The 17,784-nt window shown below is 69.1% G+C and carries 18 protein-coding genes and 1 tRNA gene; 11 read left to right on the plus strand and 8 right to left on the minus strand.

Translation table 11 applies throughout. The annotated features are described in order from the left end of the window. Positions 1–11: 11 nt before the first annotated feature. Positions 12–659: a MerR family transcriptional regulator gene (locus ACH49X_RS06350; protein WP_195078518.1), complete on the minus strand. Its 648-nt coding sequence runs from the start codon at positions 657–659 to the stop codon at positions 12–14. 109 nt (positions 660–768) lie between these two features. Between ACH49X_RS06350 and ACH49X_RS06355 the strand changes: the two genes are divergently transcribed. The 4 genes from ACH49X_RS06355 to ACH49X_RS06370 all read left to right on the plus strand — a co-directional run bounded on the left by ACH49X_RS06355 (position 769) and on the right by ACH49X_RS06370 (position 3,757). Continuing rightward, a complete protein-coding gene (locus ACH49X_RS06355; RefSeq protein WP_357108371.1) occupies positions 769–1,731 on the plus strand; it encodes a hypothetical protein in 963 nt (320 codons plus the stop codon). Then, the gene (locus tag ACH49X_RS06360; RefSeq protein ID WP_357108368.1) at positions 1,728–2,174 is read left to right on the plus strand and encodes an ABA4-like family protein; all 447 of its coding nucleotides are present in this window, start codon (positions 1,728–1,730) and stop codon (positions 2,172–2,174) included. Before ACH49X_RS06355 ends, ACH49X_RS06360 begins: the two co-directional genes overlap by 4 nt. Continuing rightward, entirely contained in the window at positions 2,174–2,704 is a 531-nt protein-coding gene (locus tag ACH49X_RS06365) for a hypothetical protein (RefSeq protein ID WP_357108365.1), read from the plus strand. The genes ACH49X_RS06360 and ACH49X_RS06365 overlap by 1 nt, the downstream gene beginning before the upstream one ends. Before the next feature lie 102 nt (positions 2,705–2,806). Next, a complete protein-coding gene (locus ACH49X_RS06370; protein WP_323124181.1) occupies positions 2,807–3,757 on the plus strand; it encodes an alpha/beta hydrolase family protein in 951 nt (316 codons plus the stop codon). A gap of 61 nt (positions 3,758–3,818) precedes the next feature. Here the strand turns inward: ACH49X_RS06370 and ACH49X_RS06375 are convergent, their stop codons facing one another. Beyond that, positions 3,819–4,898, minus strand: a complete 1,080-nt coding sequence (locus tag ACH49X_RS06375) for an ADP-ribosylglycohydrolase family protein (protein ID WP_323124180.1) — start codon at positions 4,896–4,898, stop codon at positions 3,819–3,821. A gap of 188 nt (positions 4,899–5,086) precedes the next feature. Between ACH49X_RS06375 and ACH49X_RS06380 the strand changes: the two genes are divergently transcribed. Then, positions 5,087–5,737, plus strand: coding sequence for a TetR/AcrR family transcriptional regulator (locus ACH49X_RS06380; protein ID WP_195078515.1), 651 nt, complete (start codon positions 5,087–5,089; stop codon positions 5,735–5,737). 47 nt (positions 5,738–5,784) lie between these two features. Here ACH49X_RS06380 and ACH49X_RS06385 read toward each other — a convergent pair whose 3' ends face one another. Continuing rightward, complete coding sequence (locus ACH49X_RS06385) at positions 5,785–7,032, minus strand: cytochrome P450 (RefSeq protein ID WP_357208182.1); 1,248 nt, start codon at positions 7,030–7,032, stop codon at positions 5,785–5,787. Positions 7,033–7,266: 234 nt separating this feature from the next. Here ACH49X_RS06385 and ACH49X_RS06390 point away from each other — a divergent pair, with 234 nt between their 5' ends. Both ACH49X_RS06390 and ACH49X_RS06395 read left to right on the plus strand, forming a co-directional pair. Continuing rightward, complete coding sequence (locus tag ACH49X_RS06390) at positions 7,267–8,631, plus strand: FAD-dependent oxidoreductase (protein WP_357208180.1); 1,365 nt, start codon at positions 7,267–7,269, stop codon at positions 8,629–8,631. 3 nt (positions 8,632–8,634) lie between these two features. Continuing rightward, on the plus strand, positions 8,635–9,525 hold the full coding sequence (locus ACH49X_RS06395; protein WP_195078512.1) for a class I SAM-dependent methyltransferase: 891 nt from the start codon (positions 8,635–8,637) through the stop codon (positions 9,523–9,525). Between the two features lie 6 nt (positions 9,526–9,531). Here ACH49X_RS06395 and ACH49X_RS06400 read toward each other — a convergent pair whose 3' ends face one another. Then, positions 9,532–10,344, minus strand: a complete 813-nt coding sequence (locus ACH49X_RS06400; RefSeq protein ID WP_195078511.1) for a DUF1206 domain-containing protein — start codon at positions 10,342–10,344, stop codon at positions 9,532–9,534. Between the two features lie 385 nt (positions 10,345–10,729). After that, on the minus strand, positions 10,730–11,668 hold the full coding sequence (locus tag ACH49X_RS06405; protein ID WP_195078510.1) for an AraC family transcriptional regulator: 939 nt from the start codon (positions 11,666–11,668) through the stop codon (positions 10,730–10,732). Between the two features lie 131 nt (positions 11,669–11,799). Here ACH49X_RS06405 and ACH49X_RS06410 point away from each other — a divergent pair, with 131 nt between their 5' ends. The 3 genes from ACH49X_RS06410 (at position 11,800) to ACH49X_RS06420 (ending at position 13,774) form a co-directional block, all read left to right on the plus strand. Then, positions 11,800–12,492, plus strand: a complete 693-nt coding sequence (locus ACH49X_RS06410) for an NAD(P)H oxidoreductase (protein WP_195078509.1) — start codon at positions 11,800–11,802, stop codon at positions 12,490–12,492. 111 nt (positions 12,493–12,603) lie between these two features. After that, a complete protein-coding gene (locus ACH49X_RS06415; RefSeq protein WP_357208178.1) occupies positions 12,604–13,215 on the plus strand; it encodes a hypothetical protein in 612 nt (203 codons plus the stop codon). After that, on the plus strand, positions 13,118–13,774 hold the full coding sequence (locus ACH49X_RS06420; RefSeq protein WP_357208176.1) for a hypothetical protein: 657 nt from the start codon (positions 13,118–13,120) through the stop codon (positions 13,772–13,774). Before ACH49X_RS06415 ends, ACH49X_RS06420 begins: the two co-directional genes overlap by 98 nt. Positions 13,775–13,881: 107 nt before the next feature. Here the strand turns inward: ACH49X_RS06420 and ACH49X_RS06425 are convergent, their stop codons facing one another. Continuing rightward, positions 13,882–14,607, minus strand: coding sequence for an SDR family oxidoreductase (locus tag ACH49X_RS06425; RefSeq protein ID WP_357208174.1), 726 nt, complete (start codon positions 14,605–14,607; stop codon positions 13,882–13,884). 105 nt (positions 14,608–14,712) lie between these two features. Between ACH49X_RS06425 and ACH49X_RS06430 the strand changes: the two genes are divergently transcribed. Beyond that, the gene (locus ACH49X_RS06430) at positions 14,713–15,552 is read left to right on the plus strand and encodes a LysR family transcriptional regulator (protein WP_357208172.1); all 840 of its coding nucleotides are present in this window, start codon (positions 14,713–14,715) and stop codon (positions 15,550–15,552) included. A gap of 143 nt (positions 15,553–15,695) precedes the next feature. Here ACH49X_RS06430 and ACH49X_RS06435 read toward each other — a convergent pair. After that, positions 15,696–15,768 (minus strand) — tRNA-Ala (locus ACH49X_RS06435). Between the two features lie 676 nt (positions 15,769–16,444). Continuing rightward, positions 16,445–17,182 (minus strand): DsbA family protein, encoded by a 738-nt coding sequence (locus ACH49X_RS06440; protein ID WP_397069017.1) that lies wholly within the window; start codon positions 17,180–17,182, stop codon positions 16,445–16,447. Between the last annotated feature and the right edge of the window lie 602 nt (positions 17,183–17,784).

Consider the following 17,784-nt stretch of genomic DNA (forward strand, 5'->3'; position numbering starts at 1 on the left):
CGCGGGCCGGGCTAAACCTCGCCGGAGGCGTCGTCCGGCGGCAACAGCGTGCTGGACAGATGTTCCTGCGCCAGCCTGCGCAACGCCGCGAGCAGCGTGTCGCCCAGAATCGTTCCGACGATGGCGGTTTCGGTCATCCGCTCCAGGCCGGGTTCGTCGCGCACCAGGGCGATGTCGGTGACGGCGATGGCTTCGCTGGCGCTCGCGTAGTCGTCCAGCGCGGCCACCACCTCGTCGTGGCCGAGCAGGCGCAGCGCGGCACAGACGTCGACGAGGGTGCCGAGGGCCGGGCTGTCGTCCTCGATCCGCCAGCCGCGCCGGTCCAGCAGTGCCGCGACGTCATCGGCGGCGGCCGCCCGTCGTTCGTCTCCGACCGGCGAGCGCCGCCCGCCCAGCGCGTACTGCACGTGGCCGAGGGCGTCGCGCGCGGACAGGCTGCCGCTGTCGAGCGCGGCGAGCAGTTCCTTCGCCGCTTCGATGGACACGCCGCCGATATCCACCAGGGCCCGGATCAGCCGCAGCCTGCCGACGTGGGCGTCGCTGTATTCGGCCTGATTGCGATGGGTCCGCACACCGGAAGGCAGGAGCCCCTCGCGCACGTAGTACTTGATCGTCGCGGCGGGAACGCCGCTGGCGCGGCTGAGTTCGGCGATCCGCATCGGACTCCTCGGGTTCGGTCGGCTGCTTGACAACGGATAGTACAGCTATCCATAATTGCTACTGATAGTGCAACTATCGATACCTTCAGTCTCGAAAGGTCGACTTGTCGTGACCGCCCTTTTCCAGCGCTTCCCAGCCCTCTCCTGGCATCGGCCGCTGATGCTGCTCGCCGTCGCCATGACGCTCCTGGTCGGCTGGTCGATCGGGGGCATGCTCATCGACGACCGCACCATCACCGGCTTACCGATATGGGCGAAGTCCGCGAAGTTCGCCCTTTCCGTGCTGGTCTACGCCGTCACCTGGGCGTGGTTGCTCGCCCAGCTCACCGGGTGGCGGCGCGTCGCGTGGTGGGCGGGGACGGTGGCGGCACTGGGCTTGGCGGTGGAACTCGTCGTCATCACCACCCAGATCCTGCGGGGCACCACCAGCCACTTCAATTTCACGACGCCGCTGAACGCGGCGCTGTGGGACCTCATGGGGTCGTCCATCGTGGTGGTCTGGCTCGCCACCATGGTCGTGTCGGCCGCATTGTTCGCTCATCCGGCGGCCGACCCCGCCCGCGCCGCGGCGATCCGTTACGGTGCCGCGCTCTCCCTCGCGGGCGCCGCGCTCGGCATGCTGATGGTGGCGCCGACGGCCGAACAGCGGGCGGCGGGCAGCTCGATCCGCGGCGCCCACACCGTCGGGCTTCCCGACGGTGGTCCCGGGTTGCCCTTCCTCGGATGGAGCACGGTCGCCGGCGATCTGCGCGTCCCGCATTTCCTCGGCATGCATGCACTGCAAGTGATTCCACTGCTTCTGCTCGCTCTCGAGCACGGGTCGCGGCGATTCCCGGTCCTGCGCGCGCCGGGCACCAGGCGAACGCTCGTCGTGATCGCCGCGGCGACCTACGCCGCGCTGCTCGCGGTGCTGACCTGGCAGGCGCTGCGCGGACAGTCGGTGGTCCGTCCCGACGTGACCACCCTCGCGGCGTTCGCCGCGGTCGTCCTCGCCGCCACAGCGGCCACGGCCGTCGCGGTCCGGCCGAAAGACGCTGCCGTACGGCGATTCCCGATCGGAGCGGGCCGATGACGGAACTGTTCTTCGATATCACCTTCTGGTTCGCGGCGCCGTTCTGGGCGCTGATGATCCTGGCGCCGAAGTGGCGGCGGACCGGGGCGATCGTCGCCTCGCCGCTCGTCTGCCTGCCGCCGCTGATCGTCTACGCGGCACTGGTCGTGCCCGAGTTCGCCACACTCGCCCCGGCGCTGGCCGACCCGGAACTGTCCGGCCTGCGCGCGGTGCTGGGTTCGAGCGCCGGCGCCGCGGCGGCCTGGGCGCATTTCGTGGCCTTCGACCTGTTCCTCGGCCGCTGGATCTTCCTCGACAGCCGCACCCGCCGTCTCCCATCGCTGCTGATCAGCCCGCTGCTGGCGCTCACCATCCTGTTCGCGCCGCTCGGCGTCCTGCTCTACCTGCTCATCCGGCTCACCACCACCCCGGCGCCCGGCCGGCCTGTCCCCACGGAGGCGTGATGGAAACCCTCGTCGTTCTGCTGACCACCCTGCTCGCGCTGCGCACGGCGGGCGCTTTCGGCGTACTCCGGTTCGCCGCCTGGCCCACCTGCGCCGCCTACGCTCTCGGCGTGATGCTCATCATGACCGGCACGACGCATTTTCTCCCGGACGCGTTCACGGAATCCCCCGTGCCCACTCATGCCGATCTGCTCCCGATGGTGCCGCCGTTCGTCCCCTTCCCCGGCGCGATGGTCTACCTGACCGGCGTCCTGGAACTGCTGGGCGCAGCGGGCCTCTTCCTCGCACGCACCCGCCGAACAGCGGGGCTCGGGCTCGCCGCACTGTTCGTCGTCATGCTGCCCGCCAATGTCCACGCGGCTGTCTCCGGCATTCCGTTCAACGGCGCACCCGCGACGCCGCTGTGGGCGCGCATCCCGGAACAGGTGCTCTACATCGGGGTCGCCCTGTGGGCAGCCGGGATACTGCGATCCTGGCGGCGCGGGTCTGGAAGCCTGCGGGCGACCGCGGCGAACCGCACGGCCGCCTGATGTTCCTCCGAAAGTCGCCGCGCCCAAGGCTTTCGATGGGGACAACCGTGAATCCTCCGCAGTCGCAGGCGTACTGGCGTCGGAGGCGGGTACACCGGAATAGTGAGTGCTTCTAGGTATTCGGGCGCGCTCGTCAGCGCGCTCGCGACCGCTGTCGCGGCGTCCTTCCTTTCCCTCGCCCCTGCCGGAGCCGAGCCCGCACGGGAGCACGTGGTCGGGCAAGTTCCGCTCGGCGGCTCGGTTTCCCAGATCGATGTCTATTCGCCGTCCATGGATCGGGTGGTCACCAATCGGGTGATCCGCGCGGCGGGTGGCGGTCCCGCGCCCACGCTGTACCTGCTCACCGGCATCGGCGGTGGAGTCGACGGAATCTCGTGGTGGGACGACACCGACGTGCGGGAGTTCTTCGCCGACAAGCACGTCAACGTGGTGATGCCGGTCGGCGGCGCCTACAGCATGTACACCGACTGGCTCGCCGACGATCCGGCGGTCGGGCGCAACCGCTGGCAGACCTATCTCACGCGGGAGCTTCCCGCGACGCTCGACGCCGAACTCGGCACGACCGGGCGCAACGCGATCGCGGGAGTGTCGATGAGCGCCGGATCCGCCGTCGACCTCGCGATCCAGGCGCCCGACGTGTACGACGCGGTGGCGGCCTACAGCGGATGCCCGTGGGCCGCCGACGCCGTGGGCGCGGCGATGGTGAGCGCGCAGGTCATCCGAGGCGGCGGCAATCCGGCGAATATGTGGGGCGCTCCGGGCGAAGTGATCTGGCGTGCGCACGACGCTTTCGCCAACGCGGCCGCTCTGGCCGGGAAGACGATCTACTTGTCGGCCGCCTCCGGCACTCCCGGCGCGATCGATCGCGGCCTGCCCTTTCCACCCATCGAGGCGATAGCCAGCTCCTGCACGGCGGCCTTCGCCGATCGTCTCGACGAACTCGGGCTGCCCGCGATCCATGTGAACCGCGCGGAAGGCTCGCACACCTGGGGTCAGTTCGAGACCGACCTCCACGATTCGTGGCCCCACCTGGCGCGCGCCCTCGGCGCGTGAGGACGCGGGCCGCCCTGCCCCCGGCGTGACCGCTCCGAGTCTGCCTGCGACTACGCGGTTCTCACAGACCCTCGTCGACGGGATAGCGGGCGGCGAGCCCCGACCGGTCGCCGAGCCCGAAATTCATCACGAGGTCGTCGGCGACCTGCACCAGCGCGTCGCGGCCCTCGACCGCCGCCGCCCACTCGATCGGCAGTCCGGAGACGCCGTGGACCGCCCCGATCAGATTCCCCGCCACCGCGCCCGTGGAATCGGAATCCCCGGAGTGGTTCACCGCGAGCAGCAGTGCCGCGCGGGCATCGCCGGTCCTGACCGCGTGCAAAGCGCAGTACACCGCGATGGCCAGGCATTCCTCGGCGACCCACCCTTCCCCCACCAGCTCGACCTGCTCGGCGGAGACGGGATGCTCGGACAATTCCACGGCCCGGGTCAGCGCCGCAACCGTCTCCGCGCTCGAAGGGACGGCGGCGAGCTGGGCGATCGTGTCCCGCAACGCGATCGGCAGCTCGATCCCGCTCACGACCCGGTCGACCAATGCCGCGAACGCCCCTGCGGCGAGATACCCCGTCGGATGCCCATGGGTCAGCTGCGCCGCCCGCGCGGCGGTGGTGAACGCGAGATCAGCCCCCATTCCGCACAATCCGAAGGGCGCCGACCGCATGACGGTGCCGCATCCCTTCGAATGCGGATTCACCGGCCCGCTCCCGCCGAGCGCGACCGGTGCGAGATATCCCCGTGACTGCTGCCCGAGACCGGACATGCACGCGTTCCCTGGCGCCCGCACCGCGTACAGGAACGGCAGGCTCGCCAGCCACCCGTCCACGTGGGGTGCGGGCTCCTCCTGCCGCTGCGTCTGCAACCAGCGCAGATACGCTCGGCGCAACGCGGGCACCGGGTCCGCGCCGGGCGCGGAACGCAACAGCCCCTCCGCGGTGAACAGGGTCATCTGGGTGTCGTCGGTGACCTGCTGCGGCGCGTCCTCGGCGTGCTGAGGCAGGAAGCCCGTCACGCCTTCGTCGCCGTACCGCTGCCGGATCTGCTCCAGCCGCAGGAATTCGATCGGCCAGCCGAGCGCGTCACCCACCGCCCCACCCAGCAGAGAACCCCGGACCCGATCGAAGACCGCCATGTAATCCGCCACGGCACACCATCATCGCGCACGGCGCGCCCACCCTGGTCATCGCACTCGGATATCCCTGCCGCCGGTGTGGCGACACAATCGCCGCGTCCGCGGCCGGCCACGAGCGCACGAGGTGAGCCGGGCGCGAAACTAGCGGTGCAAGTATCCGGGCGTGTGCCTGCGACAATGCCAGAACCGAAAGGAGACCCATGGCACGCCCCCGCCGGCCGCTGCTGACCCGCGACCGCATCATCGACACCGCCCTCGCCCTGGTCGACGCCGAGGGCCTGGCCGCTGTCTCGACGCGGCGGCTGGCCACCGAGCTGGGCGTGCAGGGTCCGTCGCTGTACAACCACGTCCGCACCAAGGACGACCTCATCGATGCGGTGGTCGACGCCGTGCTCGGCGAGGTCGACGTCTCGATGTTCGAGGGATTGTCGGCCGAGCATCCCGACTGGCGCTCGTCGTTGCGTGAGTGGGCCCGCTCCTACCGCGCCGCCATGGCGGCGCATCCGCACATCGTGCCCGCCTTGGCGAGCGGTCCCGGTCACCGGCCCAACGCCTTGCGCATGGCCGACGCGGTCTTCGGCGGCCTCGTCGCCGCGGGCTGGCCGCGCCGGGAGGCCACCACGGTCGGCACCACCATGCGCTATTTCCTCACCGGAGCGTCGCTGGGATCGTTCGCCGGAGGATTCCCCTCCGACGCCGCGGTCTACGCCGACGCCTATCCGCATCTGAACGAGGCACACCTGCTGGCCGAGCGGCAGCAGCGGATCGATCGAGACGCTTTCGAAGTCGGCCTGGAATGCCTGTTGGACGGGCTGGAGAGCCGTTACCGGCTACTGCTCGGCGGCGCGTAGCTCGATCCCGCCACCCCTCGTGTGGCACAGAACCCTTCGACCCCCGGTTACGGCAGCGGCAACGGCAGCGACGCCGGGAACACCACCGGCAGGGCGGTCAGCGCTCGATGGAACGGGCCGGGACGCCAGGTCAGCTCCTCGACCGGGACCGCGAGCCGCAGCTCGGGCAGCGCGTCGAGCAGTTGATCGATGGCGTCCTGGGCGATCAGGTACGCCAGCGAATTCGCCGGGCACGCGTGCGGGCCGCCGCCGAACGCCAGATGGGCGCGGTTGCCCGAGTACCGTTCGGCGCGGATCGCGGGATCGGTGTTGCAGGCGGCGATGCTGATCACGACCGGTTGGTGGGCGGGCAACCAGACATCGTCGATCAGGATGGGCTGCTTCGGGAAACTGAAGCAGAAGTTCGCCATCGGGGGATCGTTGAACAGCACCTCGTCCAGCGCGTCCCGGCTCGACAGGCTGCCGCCGAGCACGCTGCCGCCGAACCGCTCGTCGGTGAGGATGAGCAAGAGCGTGTTGACTATCAGATTCAGCTGCGGCTCGATCCCCGCGCCGTAGAGCGTCCCCAGCTGGTGCACGACTTCGGTGTCGCTCAGCCCGGTCGGGTGCCGGAGTATCCGCGTCGTGATGTCGTCACCTGGCTCGGCCCGTTTCAACACCGTCAGCTCACCCAGCGAGCCGATGAGCATCTTGTTCCCCTGCTCCGCGTCGACGCCCTCGAAGATCGCGGCCATACCGCTCGCGGCGCGCTGCGCGATCTCGGCCGGACACCCCAGCATGGCGTTCAGCACCGCGAAGGCGAGCGGAAAAGCGTACTGGCGCACGATATCCGCCGACCCGTCCGCGCAGAACGAGTTGATCAGCGGTGTCGCCAGCTGCGCGACGGTGTCGTGCAGGCCGTACAGATCGACCTTGGCCAGACCCGCGACATTGGCTTGCCGATAACGGGCATGCTCGGCTCCGGCGTTGCGCAACGCGTTCGGCCGCCACTGCATCATCGGCAGCACCGGACAGTCGGCGGCGATGTCCTGCTCCCAGGCGCGGGGGTCGGCCGGAAAGTGGTCGGGATCGTTCAAGATCCGCACGGCGGTGTGATACCCCAGCACCAAGGTGGCCGGCACGCCCGGCGCCAGTTCCACCGGCGCCAGCGATCCGTACCGCTCCCGCATCGCGCGATAGGCACCGTGCGGGTCCGCGGCGAATTCGTCGGCGAACAAAGGGATTCGGGGGCCGTCGGTGCCGATCGGCGAACCGTGCGGTGCGCGGCTGTGCGCGGAGGACGTGGGCATCGTCATCGGAGAAGCTCCAGGCGGTTCGAACAACAGAATCCGTGAGCCTAAGCAGCTCGAAGGGCGTCCGCACCGGAAACGGCTCGAGATGACCGGCCGCTATGGGTTGCTATAGAATTGCCCCGTTATTTCGACGCGTTGACCTGATCGAAGGCGAATCGCACCCGCTGTGTCGAGTGCGCCGGTCGAGCGCAGGGGCACGGCGGCTGTGCGCGAACTGCAACCCGAGGACGGCACGCCATGACAGACGTCGACTTTTGCGTAATCGGCGGGGGATTCGCCGGATTGACGGCCGCGCTGCGGCTGAAACAGATGGGTCGATCGGTGGCGCTGCTCGAGGCCAGGGACCGGCTCGGCGGGCGCACCTTCACCCAGGTGCGCGGCGACGGGTGCTGGATCGATCGCGGCGGCGCCTGGATCGGGCCGGGTCAGGACCGCGTGCAAGCGCTGATGACCGAGTTCGGCGTCTCGAGCTACAAGCAGTACACCGGCGGCGAGGCCATGATGGTGGTCGACGGCAAGCAGCACCGCTACACCGGAACGATCCCGTGGACGATGAGCCCGTGGGCGGCGATGAACCTCGGCGCCGTCTTCCTCGAGCTGGGACACATGTGCAAGTCGGTGCCGCTGGAAGCGCCGTGGGCGGCGAAGAAGGCCGACAAATGGGATCAGGTCAGCCTGGCGCACTGGCTGGAAGCCAACGTCCTGTCCAAGCCCGCGCACGATCTGCTCGAGACCGCCGTCGCCGGTTGCTACACCTCGGCGGCTTCGGAGGTCTCCTTGCTGTTCGTCCTGTATCAGATGGCTTCCGGCGGCGGGCCGGGCTTCGTCCTCGGGGTCAAGGACGCGGCGCAGGATGCGCGGCCGATCGGGGGCATGGGCGCGATCTACCGGCCGATGGCCGCCGAACTCGGCGACGCGATCCACCTTTCGCAGCCGGTCCGCTGCATCCACCAGGACGATTCGGGAGTGACGGTGCGCGCGTCGGACCTGAGGGTGCGGGCGCGCCGGGCGATCGTGACCGTGCCCCTCGCGGTCGCCGGCCAGATCTCGTACAAACCGATGCTGCCCGCCGACCGCATGTTCCTGCATCAGCGCATGCCGAGCGGTTCGATCATCAAGGTCTCCGTCGTGTACGACGAGCCGTTCTGGCGCGACGACGGCTTGTCGGGGCAGTCCGCCGCGCCGGGCTCCCCCGCGACGATCACCATCGACGCGTGCACGGACACCGGGCGGCCCGGTGTCCTGTGCGTCATCATCGAGGGACCGCTCGCGCGGCAGATCGCCCGGCTCGACGAGACGGAACGCAGGCGCGCGATCCTCGACGCCCTCGTCGAGCGATTCGGCCGGAAGGCAGGCGCACCGGTCGACTACATCGAGCAGGATTGGAGTGCGGAGCGTTATTCCGGCGGCGGGATGCTCAGTCACGCGCCCACCGGCGTGCTCACGCAATTCGGCCATGCCCTGCGTGAGCCGTGCGGCCGTATCCACTGGGCGGGCACCGAGAGTTCCGCGGTCATGTGCGGCTGGATCGACGGGGCCATCCGCTCCGGCGAACGCGCGGCCAGCGAAGTGCTCGAGCACGAGACCGCGGCGGTGGTCTGACCGATGCGCACCGACGGAGACGTATGGGACATCGTCAGTAGTGTCGGGCTCACCGCGTTGGGGGTCGCGACGTTCCGGGCCCTGGAGACAGCCGCTCCCGATCCGCTGATCCGGGACGACTACGCACCGCTGTTCGTCGCGGCTTCGGGCCACCCGCACTTCACCGGACTCTTGGCGGACCCCTCCCCGCTCGACGACATACCGCTGGTCCCCGGGTTCATGGGCTTGCGAACGAAGTTCTTCGACGACTTCTTCCTCTCGGCCGCGGCCGCGGGCGTTCGGCAAGCCGTGATCGTAGCGGCGGGACTGGACGCGCGGGCACAGCGCCTGAACTGGCCCGCGGGGACGACGGTGTTCGAGATCGATCAGCCCAAAGTGCTGGAATTCAAGGAGAAGGTGCTCACCGAGCACGGCGCGCGAGCCAAGGCCGAGCGACGCACGGTGCCGGTGGACCTGCGCGAAGACTGGCCCGCCGCGCTGCGCGGCGCCGGCTTCGACCCGGCCGCGCCGACCGCGTGGTCGGCCGAGGGACTGTTGCCCTATCTTCCCGGTGCGGCACAGGACAGGTTGTTCGAACACATCGACGCACTGTCCGCGCCCGGCAGCAGGCTGGCCGTGGAGAGCTTCGTGGCCGGAGTCGACGTCAAACGCTTCGCGAATGTGGAGTCCAAGTATTTCGGCCGCTACAACCCGTTCGGGGACGTCGATCCGGCCGAGCTGTTCTACGACGACGAACGGGCCGATCCGGCCCGGTGGCTGGCCGAGCACGGCTGGTCGGTGCGAGCCGAGAGTCCGAGCGAGCTGGCCGCGTCCTACGGCCGATCGGTCCCGGATCTCCCCGAGGAGCTCGACGACCTGTGGCGCCAACCGAGGCTGCTGACCGCTGCGCGGTAGCTGTCGTCACATCTTGGCGCTGCGGGCCATGACGAAGCTGTAGAGCCCGTAAGTGATGATGCCCAGCCCGGCGATCAGGAGCAGGGCCACGCCGAACGGTTGCGCGCCGAGCGTCTTGATGGCTCCGTCCAGTCCGGCGGACTTGTTCGGATCGGATTCGGTCGCCGCGAGAATCACCAGCAACCCGACCGCGGCGACGGCCAGCCCCTTCGCGATGTAGCCTGCCGTGCCCAGCCGCCGCACGAACGCGCTCTGCGGTCCGCGCAGGTCGTCGAGGAAGTTCCGCGTGGCGCCCTTGTACACGTGATAGCCGCCGACCGCGATGATGACCAGCCCGCCCACGACGAGAGCGATCGCGCCGGCCGTGTTCTGCATCAACCGCGCCGTGAGCCCCACACTCTGGCTGCTGCTCGACCGCCCACTGCCATGGGCGAAACGGAACGCGGTGACAGCCAATCCCGTGTAGACCGCGAACAGGGAGAACGCCTTGACGCGGTCGAACGCCTCGGACTTCTTGCTGTCGGCCGCCGGTTCGGACGCTTTGCCGAAGACAGCCTCCATCAGCCGCCACAGCGCCATCACGACGAACGCGGCCGCAGCCACCCAGAGCGTGATCGTGCCGCCCGGCTTGTTCGCCAGCTCGGCCATCGCGCCGGACTGATCGGCGTTCCCCCCGCCGCCGAAGGCCAGCCGGATGGCGATGTAGCCGATGAGCAGGTGCACGAGGCCGGACATGACGTAGCCCGCGCGGGCGAACCGCGCGAACACGCTGTTGTGGGCGATGCGCCCGGCGGTGCCGGAAAGGCCGGTGTGGGTCATGGTGCTCCTCCCATCCCATGTGCCACGACGGAAGCGCCGCGGGACACCGACCGGATACCCAAGTCCGCCGGGAACCCACCTGCCCATCTCGATGCCTCGGTCGCGGCGGTGCGCCCCCAGGTCAGCGATTGGCGGTGCTCATCGGACGAATGCCGGTGCGGACCAGACCCCGGGCGCCTCTCGAGCATGGGCTCTTGATCGATCCCGGCTGCCGCCTCACGCAGTCGCCGCTGGCAGCCGGTTTCGAGAACCGCAGCCACCGCGGCGAGACTGTAGCCGCGCTGGCAGCGAGATATCGCCGCCACATCGCTGTGGCAGCCGCAGTGGCTTTCGCGAGAGCAGGCCACCAGACCACGTCCTGCTTCGACGCAGGTTCCGTGCCGGTTCACGCTCCGAGATCGGCGGTGGCGCGGAATTCGCTGGGGCGGATTCCCCGATGTCGCTTGAACGCCGCACTGAAACCGAAAGCGTCGGCGTAACCGACGGCCTTCGCCACCTGCGCCACGGTGAGACTGCGGTCGGCCAGGAGTTCCTCCGCCTCGTCCATCCGGCATTCGGTGAGATACGCCACGGGCGACTGCCCCATGACCTCGGCGAACCGCCGTGCGAACAGCGCCCGCGATACCCCTGCCTCGGACGCCAGCGACGCGACCGTCCAACCGGCGGCGGGCTTTCCATGCATGGCCGCCAGTGCCGGCCCCACCACCGGATCGGCCGGACCGCGATACCAACCCGGCGCGTCGGCGTCCAGCTCATCGAACCAGTCGCGCAGCGTGCACACCAGAGCCCAGTCGAGCAGCCGGTCCATCATCGCCTGCGCACCGGCCGGACGCTTGGCCGCGTCCGCGGCGATCGACTCCATCCACGCGCACACCTCCACATCGTCGGTCACGACCAAGACGGGCGGTATGGCACGCAACAGCCGTTCGTGGCGCCGGCCGGACGCCCGATAGGCGCCGACGATGAGAGTGGTGGTCTCACCGGCGGGGGTGTTGCCCCAGCGACCGCCGTCGAGCGCGGGATCGCATTTCGCCTCCGGCGCGAAGCAGGCGACCTCGTATTGCTCGTGCGGCAGGCCGACAGTATCTGGGCGGTCGACGAGGACGAATGGTTCCGGGCCGCGCACTACCGCGGTGTCCCCCATCGTGATCCGGCGCTCAACACCGCCCGGCAGCAGCAGTGTTCCCCCACCGCGCAGCACGGTGACCATGGTCAGCGGCGCCTCGTCGGCGAACCGGATGCTCCACGGTGCTTCCAGGACCGCGGTGGTGAGCACGGCGCCTTCGGCACGGATGCCACCCAACAGTTTGCTCAAAGGGTCCACGCCGTCAGCGTAGACGAACTCCTATCAAATGTAGATCTTTACCCATAGATCGTCCATGGTCGCCAGTGTGGAATGAAGTCCGGACCGCACAACCGATCGTCCGGAACTCCGGACCCACCAGGGAGGCCCTCGTGCAACACAACCCGACCGTGGATACCGCGACCACTCGCACCGCACTGGTCGTCGTCGCTCACCCCCGGCCCAGTTCGCTGACCGCCCACATCGCCCGGCTGGCCACCCGGCGGCTCACCGCGGCGGGCTACCGAATCGACCTGCTGGACCTGCACGCCGAGAACTTCGATCCCCGCATGACCGCGGCCGACCTCCCGGAATGGGGCAATCGAGAGAAGGCGTACTCCCCCGAGGTCGAAAGCCATATGCGGCGCATCCTCGCCGCCGACGTGATCGTCGCGGTGTTCCCGGTGTACTGGATGCAGGTCCCGGCGATTCTGAAGGGCTGGATCGATCGGGTGTGGAACTACGGATTCGCCTACGGCCGCAGCAAATCCCGGCTCGCGGGCAAGCGGATGCTGTGGCTGGGCCTGGCGGGCGCGGCGGACGACGACGCGGTCGTGGAACTCATGCAGGATGCGCTCAGCGCGCAACTCGACGACGGCATCGCCTACTACTGCGGCCTCACCCATTCATCGGTGGGGCTGTTGCCCGGCGCGGAGGAGAAGCGGCAGCGCCTGGACGCGGCGGGCAACCTTCTGCTCGACGAAGCCCTCACCGGCGCCGTCCGCGAAGCCCACTACGCGGGCTTGGAAGCCCGCGCGCTGGGCTTCGTCGACGATTTCCTCGCCACGGACCGGGTCGCCGTCTGACCACGATCGGCGGCGACTCGGCGGCCAAGGATGAGAATCCGGCATGCGGACTCCCCTGACCGGGAACGTCGCCCTCGCGCAGGGGCATCGCTCGCCTGCCAAGATGACGCAGTGAGCACCAGGTCGAGGCAACCGGTCAGCGAGGAAACCGTACACCTGTTCATGGATTACGGACAGTTTCGCATCGACGGCGGCATCGATGGTCCGGTCGATGAACTCGAACTGCTCGACCGCGCACTAGCGGCGCATCCTTTCGCCTCCGATGGGCTCGCGGTGCTGGTGTTGAGCCCGCACCAGAACAACTTCCGGATGCCGGTGACGGTTCAGCTGTGGGACGAGCGTCCGCCCGACGACCGCGCCGAATGGCAGCAGGTGTGCGAGACGAGGTTGCGAGTCGGGCAGGAGGGCACACTGTGCCTCTCGTCGCCGGTCGACGGCGCGGCCGACTGCCCTGTGCCGAAGGGCGAGTACCTGATCGAGGTCAGCGGCCGCGGATTCGTCAACTATGGCTGGCCCGGGTCGACCGAACCCGGCGATGTGTGGCGTATCCGGTTATGGCCGGACGACGGCAGTGAACCGCTACCTGCTGTGCAGTGGGACATGCCCGGATACGGTGTGCCCGAGGATGTCCCGCTACCCGAGGTCACCGCGCCGGTCCACGGCGCGGAGGAATTGGGTCGTCGTAGTCGACGACGAAGGCTCGCGCCGCCTGCACATCGATGAACTGGCGGAGCAAGCGGCCGCTTTCCAGCGACGGCGCTGGGGTGGGGAGCCGATACCCCGGCTCGAAGATCACCCCGGCGCGGAAGACCTGGCCCGCCACGACCGCGCGCTCGCCGAGGCGATCGCCGGCATGGGTGATCCCGAGTTGCGGCGACTGGCACGCTGGTCAGCGGCGAAGGCTTGCGCGAAAGCCGGGCTCACCGACCGGCCGTGGGTACGACCCGCCCTCGCGGCGCTGCGGGACGGCCGACCGCTACCGCCCCCGTTCGACGACGCGGACGCGGCCATGACCCGGCTGCACGACGAGGACTTCGGCCCGCCGGACGACGAGCACGTGGGAGCCATCGAAGCAACGATGGGTCCGGCCGGTGCGGCGGCGAACCCCTTCGATCCGGGCCCGATCCACCGCCCGTCCTTCGCGCTGCCCACCATCATCGACGCCTGCCGACCCGACGCCCTCGAAGCCGCGATGACGACGCTGTACACCACCGCGTTGGTCTTCCGCTCCGAGGTGGACACGCAGTTCGCCGCGATCACAGCGGAATTCGGGATCGAGTGAGCCCGAACTCGTCGTACCTGACCGCCTTTGCGGTGGTCTTGCTTCTCCTCCGACGCGCGACGCGCCGCTGACCTCGAGAAGGGGAATGGCGGGCACCGGCGTGTCCGTCACCAGGGCACCGTTCCGGCGTCGTCGAAGAATCCGCCGGTCGGCCCGTCGTCGGGCAGGGTCGCGAGGCGAATCGCGATGGCCGCGCCCTGTTGCGGTGTGCGGACGCCTCGGAAGCCGTTGAGGTCGGTGGCGGTGAAACCGGGACAGCCGGAGTTGATCAGGATGTTGGTATCACCCAGTTCCTTGACGTATTGGATAGTGAGGGCGTTGAGGAAGGTCTTCGAGGCCAAGTAGGCGGCGGGAACCGGGCCCATGTCGACGCCGGGTGTGGTTTGCAGGGTGAGCGAGCCGACGCTGCTGGACATGTTGACGATCCGCGGTGCGGCCGAGGCGCGCAGCATCGGCAGCATCGCGTTGGTGACCCTGATGACGCCGATCACGTTGGTTTCCACGACGATTCGCACGGTCGCGGCATCGACCGTGGCCGGCGTCTGCGGCATACCGCCGGTGACCGCGGCGTTGTTGACCAGAACATCGAGCCCTCCGGCATGGTCGGCGATCAATCCGGCCGCCGCGGCCACGCTCGCGTCGTCGGTCACGTCGAGCGGAACGCCGAACGCATCGGTCCCGGCGGCGCGCAGCTTCTCCACCGCGGTCTCGCGCCGTTGCCGATCGCGCGCGCCCACACCGATTCGCCAGCCGAGCGCGCCCAGGCCGGCGGCGATCTCGTATCCGATTCCCTTGTTCGCGCCGGTCACCAGCGCGATCGTCTGTTCACTCACACCGCCGATCCTGCTGCGGCTGCGGGTGCGGCGTCCAAGACCGATCGGGTGCGCGGCGATACCGCACGGGTATCGGTCGTGGTCATCGCCGGATACCATGACCCGGTGGAGACGCGGGAGATGCGATACTTCGTCGCCGTCGCCGAGGAGTTGCACTTCGGGCGGGCGGCGAAACGGCTCGCGATCGCGCAACCACCACTGTCACGAGCCATCCAGCAGCTCGAACGGCGGCTCGGAGTCGTCCTGCTGCACCGCACCTCGCGCGCCATCGCCTTGACCGAGGCCGGGGCGGTGCTGCTGCGGGAGGCCCGGGCCGCCCTCGACGCGGTCGAAGCCGCCGAGCGGCGAACCCGCCGTGCCGCGGCCGACCAGCCCGGTGTGGTGCTGGCCACCAAAGCTGGAGCGTCCAGCGAACTGTTGTCGAAACTGCTGCACGCCTACGCCGCCGAACCGGACGCCGCGGCCGTCGAGGTGATCCTGTGCGGGCCGGGCCAGCCGGAAAGTCTGCTGCGCAACGGGCGTGCCGACGTCGCTCTGCTCCACCGGCCCTACGACACGACAGCCGGATTCGACACCGAGGATCTGCACACCGAACATCAAGTCGTGGTCCTGCCTGCGGGACATCCTCTCGCCAATCGGACGCATGTGCGGTTGGCCGAGGTCGACGCTCTGACGAACCTGCCCCTGCCGCGCTGGCCTGGACGGGACGGCAGCTATCCGGAAGGCCCCGGCCCGCAGGTGCGCGACCACACCCAACTATTCCAACTGATCGCCCTCGGACTGGCCTGCGCGGTCGTGCCCGAGTCGCTGCGAACCCAGCTACGCGACGAGCACGCCGTCGTGCCCGTGCAAGACGCACCAGCCGTCACGACCGTCATCGCTTGGCCACCACACAGCAGATCCAAAGCCGTCGCCGATCTCGTCCACACCGCGACGCGCCTCTGACCGACAGCACTGTTCGCCGGCCGTATCGGCATGACCGACCTTTCGGGACCTCCGGAATCCCGCATACCGGGCGTGCCGAGACTCGGCTGTGCACACAAAACAGGTCAGGCCCGGTTGAAAACCGAGCCTGACCTGATGTTTTGTGGAGCTAAGGGGACTCGAACCCCTGACCCCCACACTGCCAGTGTGGTGCGCTACCAGCTGCGCCATAGCCCCTGGTCGGTTGCGCTCCGGGCGTCCCCGCCGCGCTTGAATGAAGTTACACCAACGGTGTGTCGGCAACCAAATCGCCTCGATTCGGGGGTGACAGGAGGCGGCGATCGGGGTTAGTATCGAACATGTGTTCGAAGTAGTTTCGATTGTGCGGGGTGTGGGTCGGTAGGCGGTTGGACGCTCGGGATCGAGCAGAGCAGATGGGGTTGCTGGTTTGTTCGTTTCCGAGTGTCCAGCGGTCGCCTGGCGCGAGACGGATGTACCTGACGCCGGATCGCGGTGGCGATCGGTCGGCACGCTGGCGGGGCGGCCGCAAAACGAAACGAGTAGCGGCACAACGTCTTAGCAGGTGATGAGACATCTCGAGGCGCGGTCTAGGGGCAGGGGGCCGGATCGCGCTGTCGAGTGCGCGGGCCGGGTGGCGGCAGGTGGAGCCGTCGCCCGGCCCCAGGCCAACCGAAAGCTCGGCGGGCGGCGATCTCGGGGGCTGGGGATGTCGGGTCGCGCCGTCGAGCGGGCCGGGGCGTCGATTTGGTGGAGTCGGCGTCCCGGCCCTTCCGTCCGCCTAGATCGGATCCGACAGGACGCCGAAGGCAGCCGGTGCCGTGTCGAAAGCCCCGCTTGGTGAGGGAAATCACCGAGAGCGTCGCCTGCCGGGAACAGCGCAGGAGTCCGCCGGTCACCGGGTGAGTGAGACCACCCAGTTCTCGTCGTTGGTGTCGACCTTGGTCGTACCGTCGAAGACCGCGGGTGTGGCCGCGGAGCCGCCCAAGGCCGTGCCGAGCGCCGCCGTCTGCGCCATGGCGCTGCCGCGGGCGGCGTCGACCTTGGCTCCGGTGGCGATGCATTGCCGGACGGGTTCGGCGGCCCCGGCATCGCCCGCGATCGTGGCGAGCTCCTCGTTGCTCAGGTCGGCGCCGCCTTCACTGGGGCGCTTGGTGGTGAACAGCTCGGTGTGGAACTTGGAGTAGACGGGTCCCGAACCCGCCTCGGCCACACACTGGTTCGCGGCGACGGCGCGGGTGGAGTAATCCTTGCTCCCGGAGCGCGCATCGAGAAAGTTCACCAAGCGATAGCGCACGGCCAGCGCGCCCTCATCGATCTTCTGCGCGATCTCTTGGCCGTAGATGCGCTCCAGGCTGCCGCAGCCGGGGCACAGCGGGTCCTCGAAGATGTCGATGGTCTTCTTCGCGTCCGGGCGGCCGAGCAGAATCGATCCGTTCTGCTCGAGCACCGAGTGCACCGTCTCGTTGCGCGCCGACCCGTAGCCGTCGTTCCGGACGGCCGCGTCGTCCCGCCCCCAGCGGATCGCCGCGATGACGATCAACACGATCAACACGAGAGCGACCGCACCGAGCGCATAGGTGGTCGCACTGGACATCGGCCGGGGCGTGTACTTCGAACGCGATTCGCTCACATGGACACTTTGCCGCAACCAACCGCCATCCCCACCGCCGGGCCACGGATCCGATCCACGCCCACCCACAGCGAGCGCACCTACACAGCTAGGTTCCGGCACCGGCCGAGCAGCAGGAGTCCGGTCTTCGCAGACTCCGCGCGTCCATGCAGGGCAACGCACGAAATGGTGGCGGCGACCGCCCGCGCCGAGTCCCCACTGCCTCGGCAGCAGCCGACTCAGCCCGGCGCTGCCCCCGCGACAATCTTCATCGCCTACCAGCCGCGTCCAGGTGTGATGTGGGGGGAGGTTCGCCGAGGGACATCGGCGACAACCCGCGCCGACTTCACAACAACAGCCGATTCACCCCTCCGAGCCCGGCGCTCACCCCCGCGCCGGCCTGGCCACCTCACCAGCCGCGTCCCGCGCGAACCGGAGCAGGTTCGCCGAACGGCATCGACCACTGTCCGGCGTGGGCTGGGCAGCCACATCCCCGCCGTCCGCCGCCTACTCTCCCGCGAACGTTCGGGGCGATCCGTCCTGCTCAACGCCTGCGGCGGGCACGCCGCTCCGGCCGACGCCGTTTACCGCGAGACATCGGGCGCCCCGGCGGATTCTCCACG

Origin of the sequence: Nocardia sp. NPDC019323, assembly GCF_044389845.1 — a bacterium.
GTDB classification, from domain to species: Bacteria; Actinomycetota; Actinomycetes; order Mycobacteriales; family Mycobacteriaceae; genus Nocardia; species Nocardia implantans.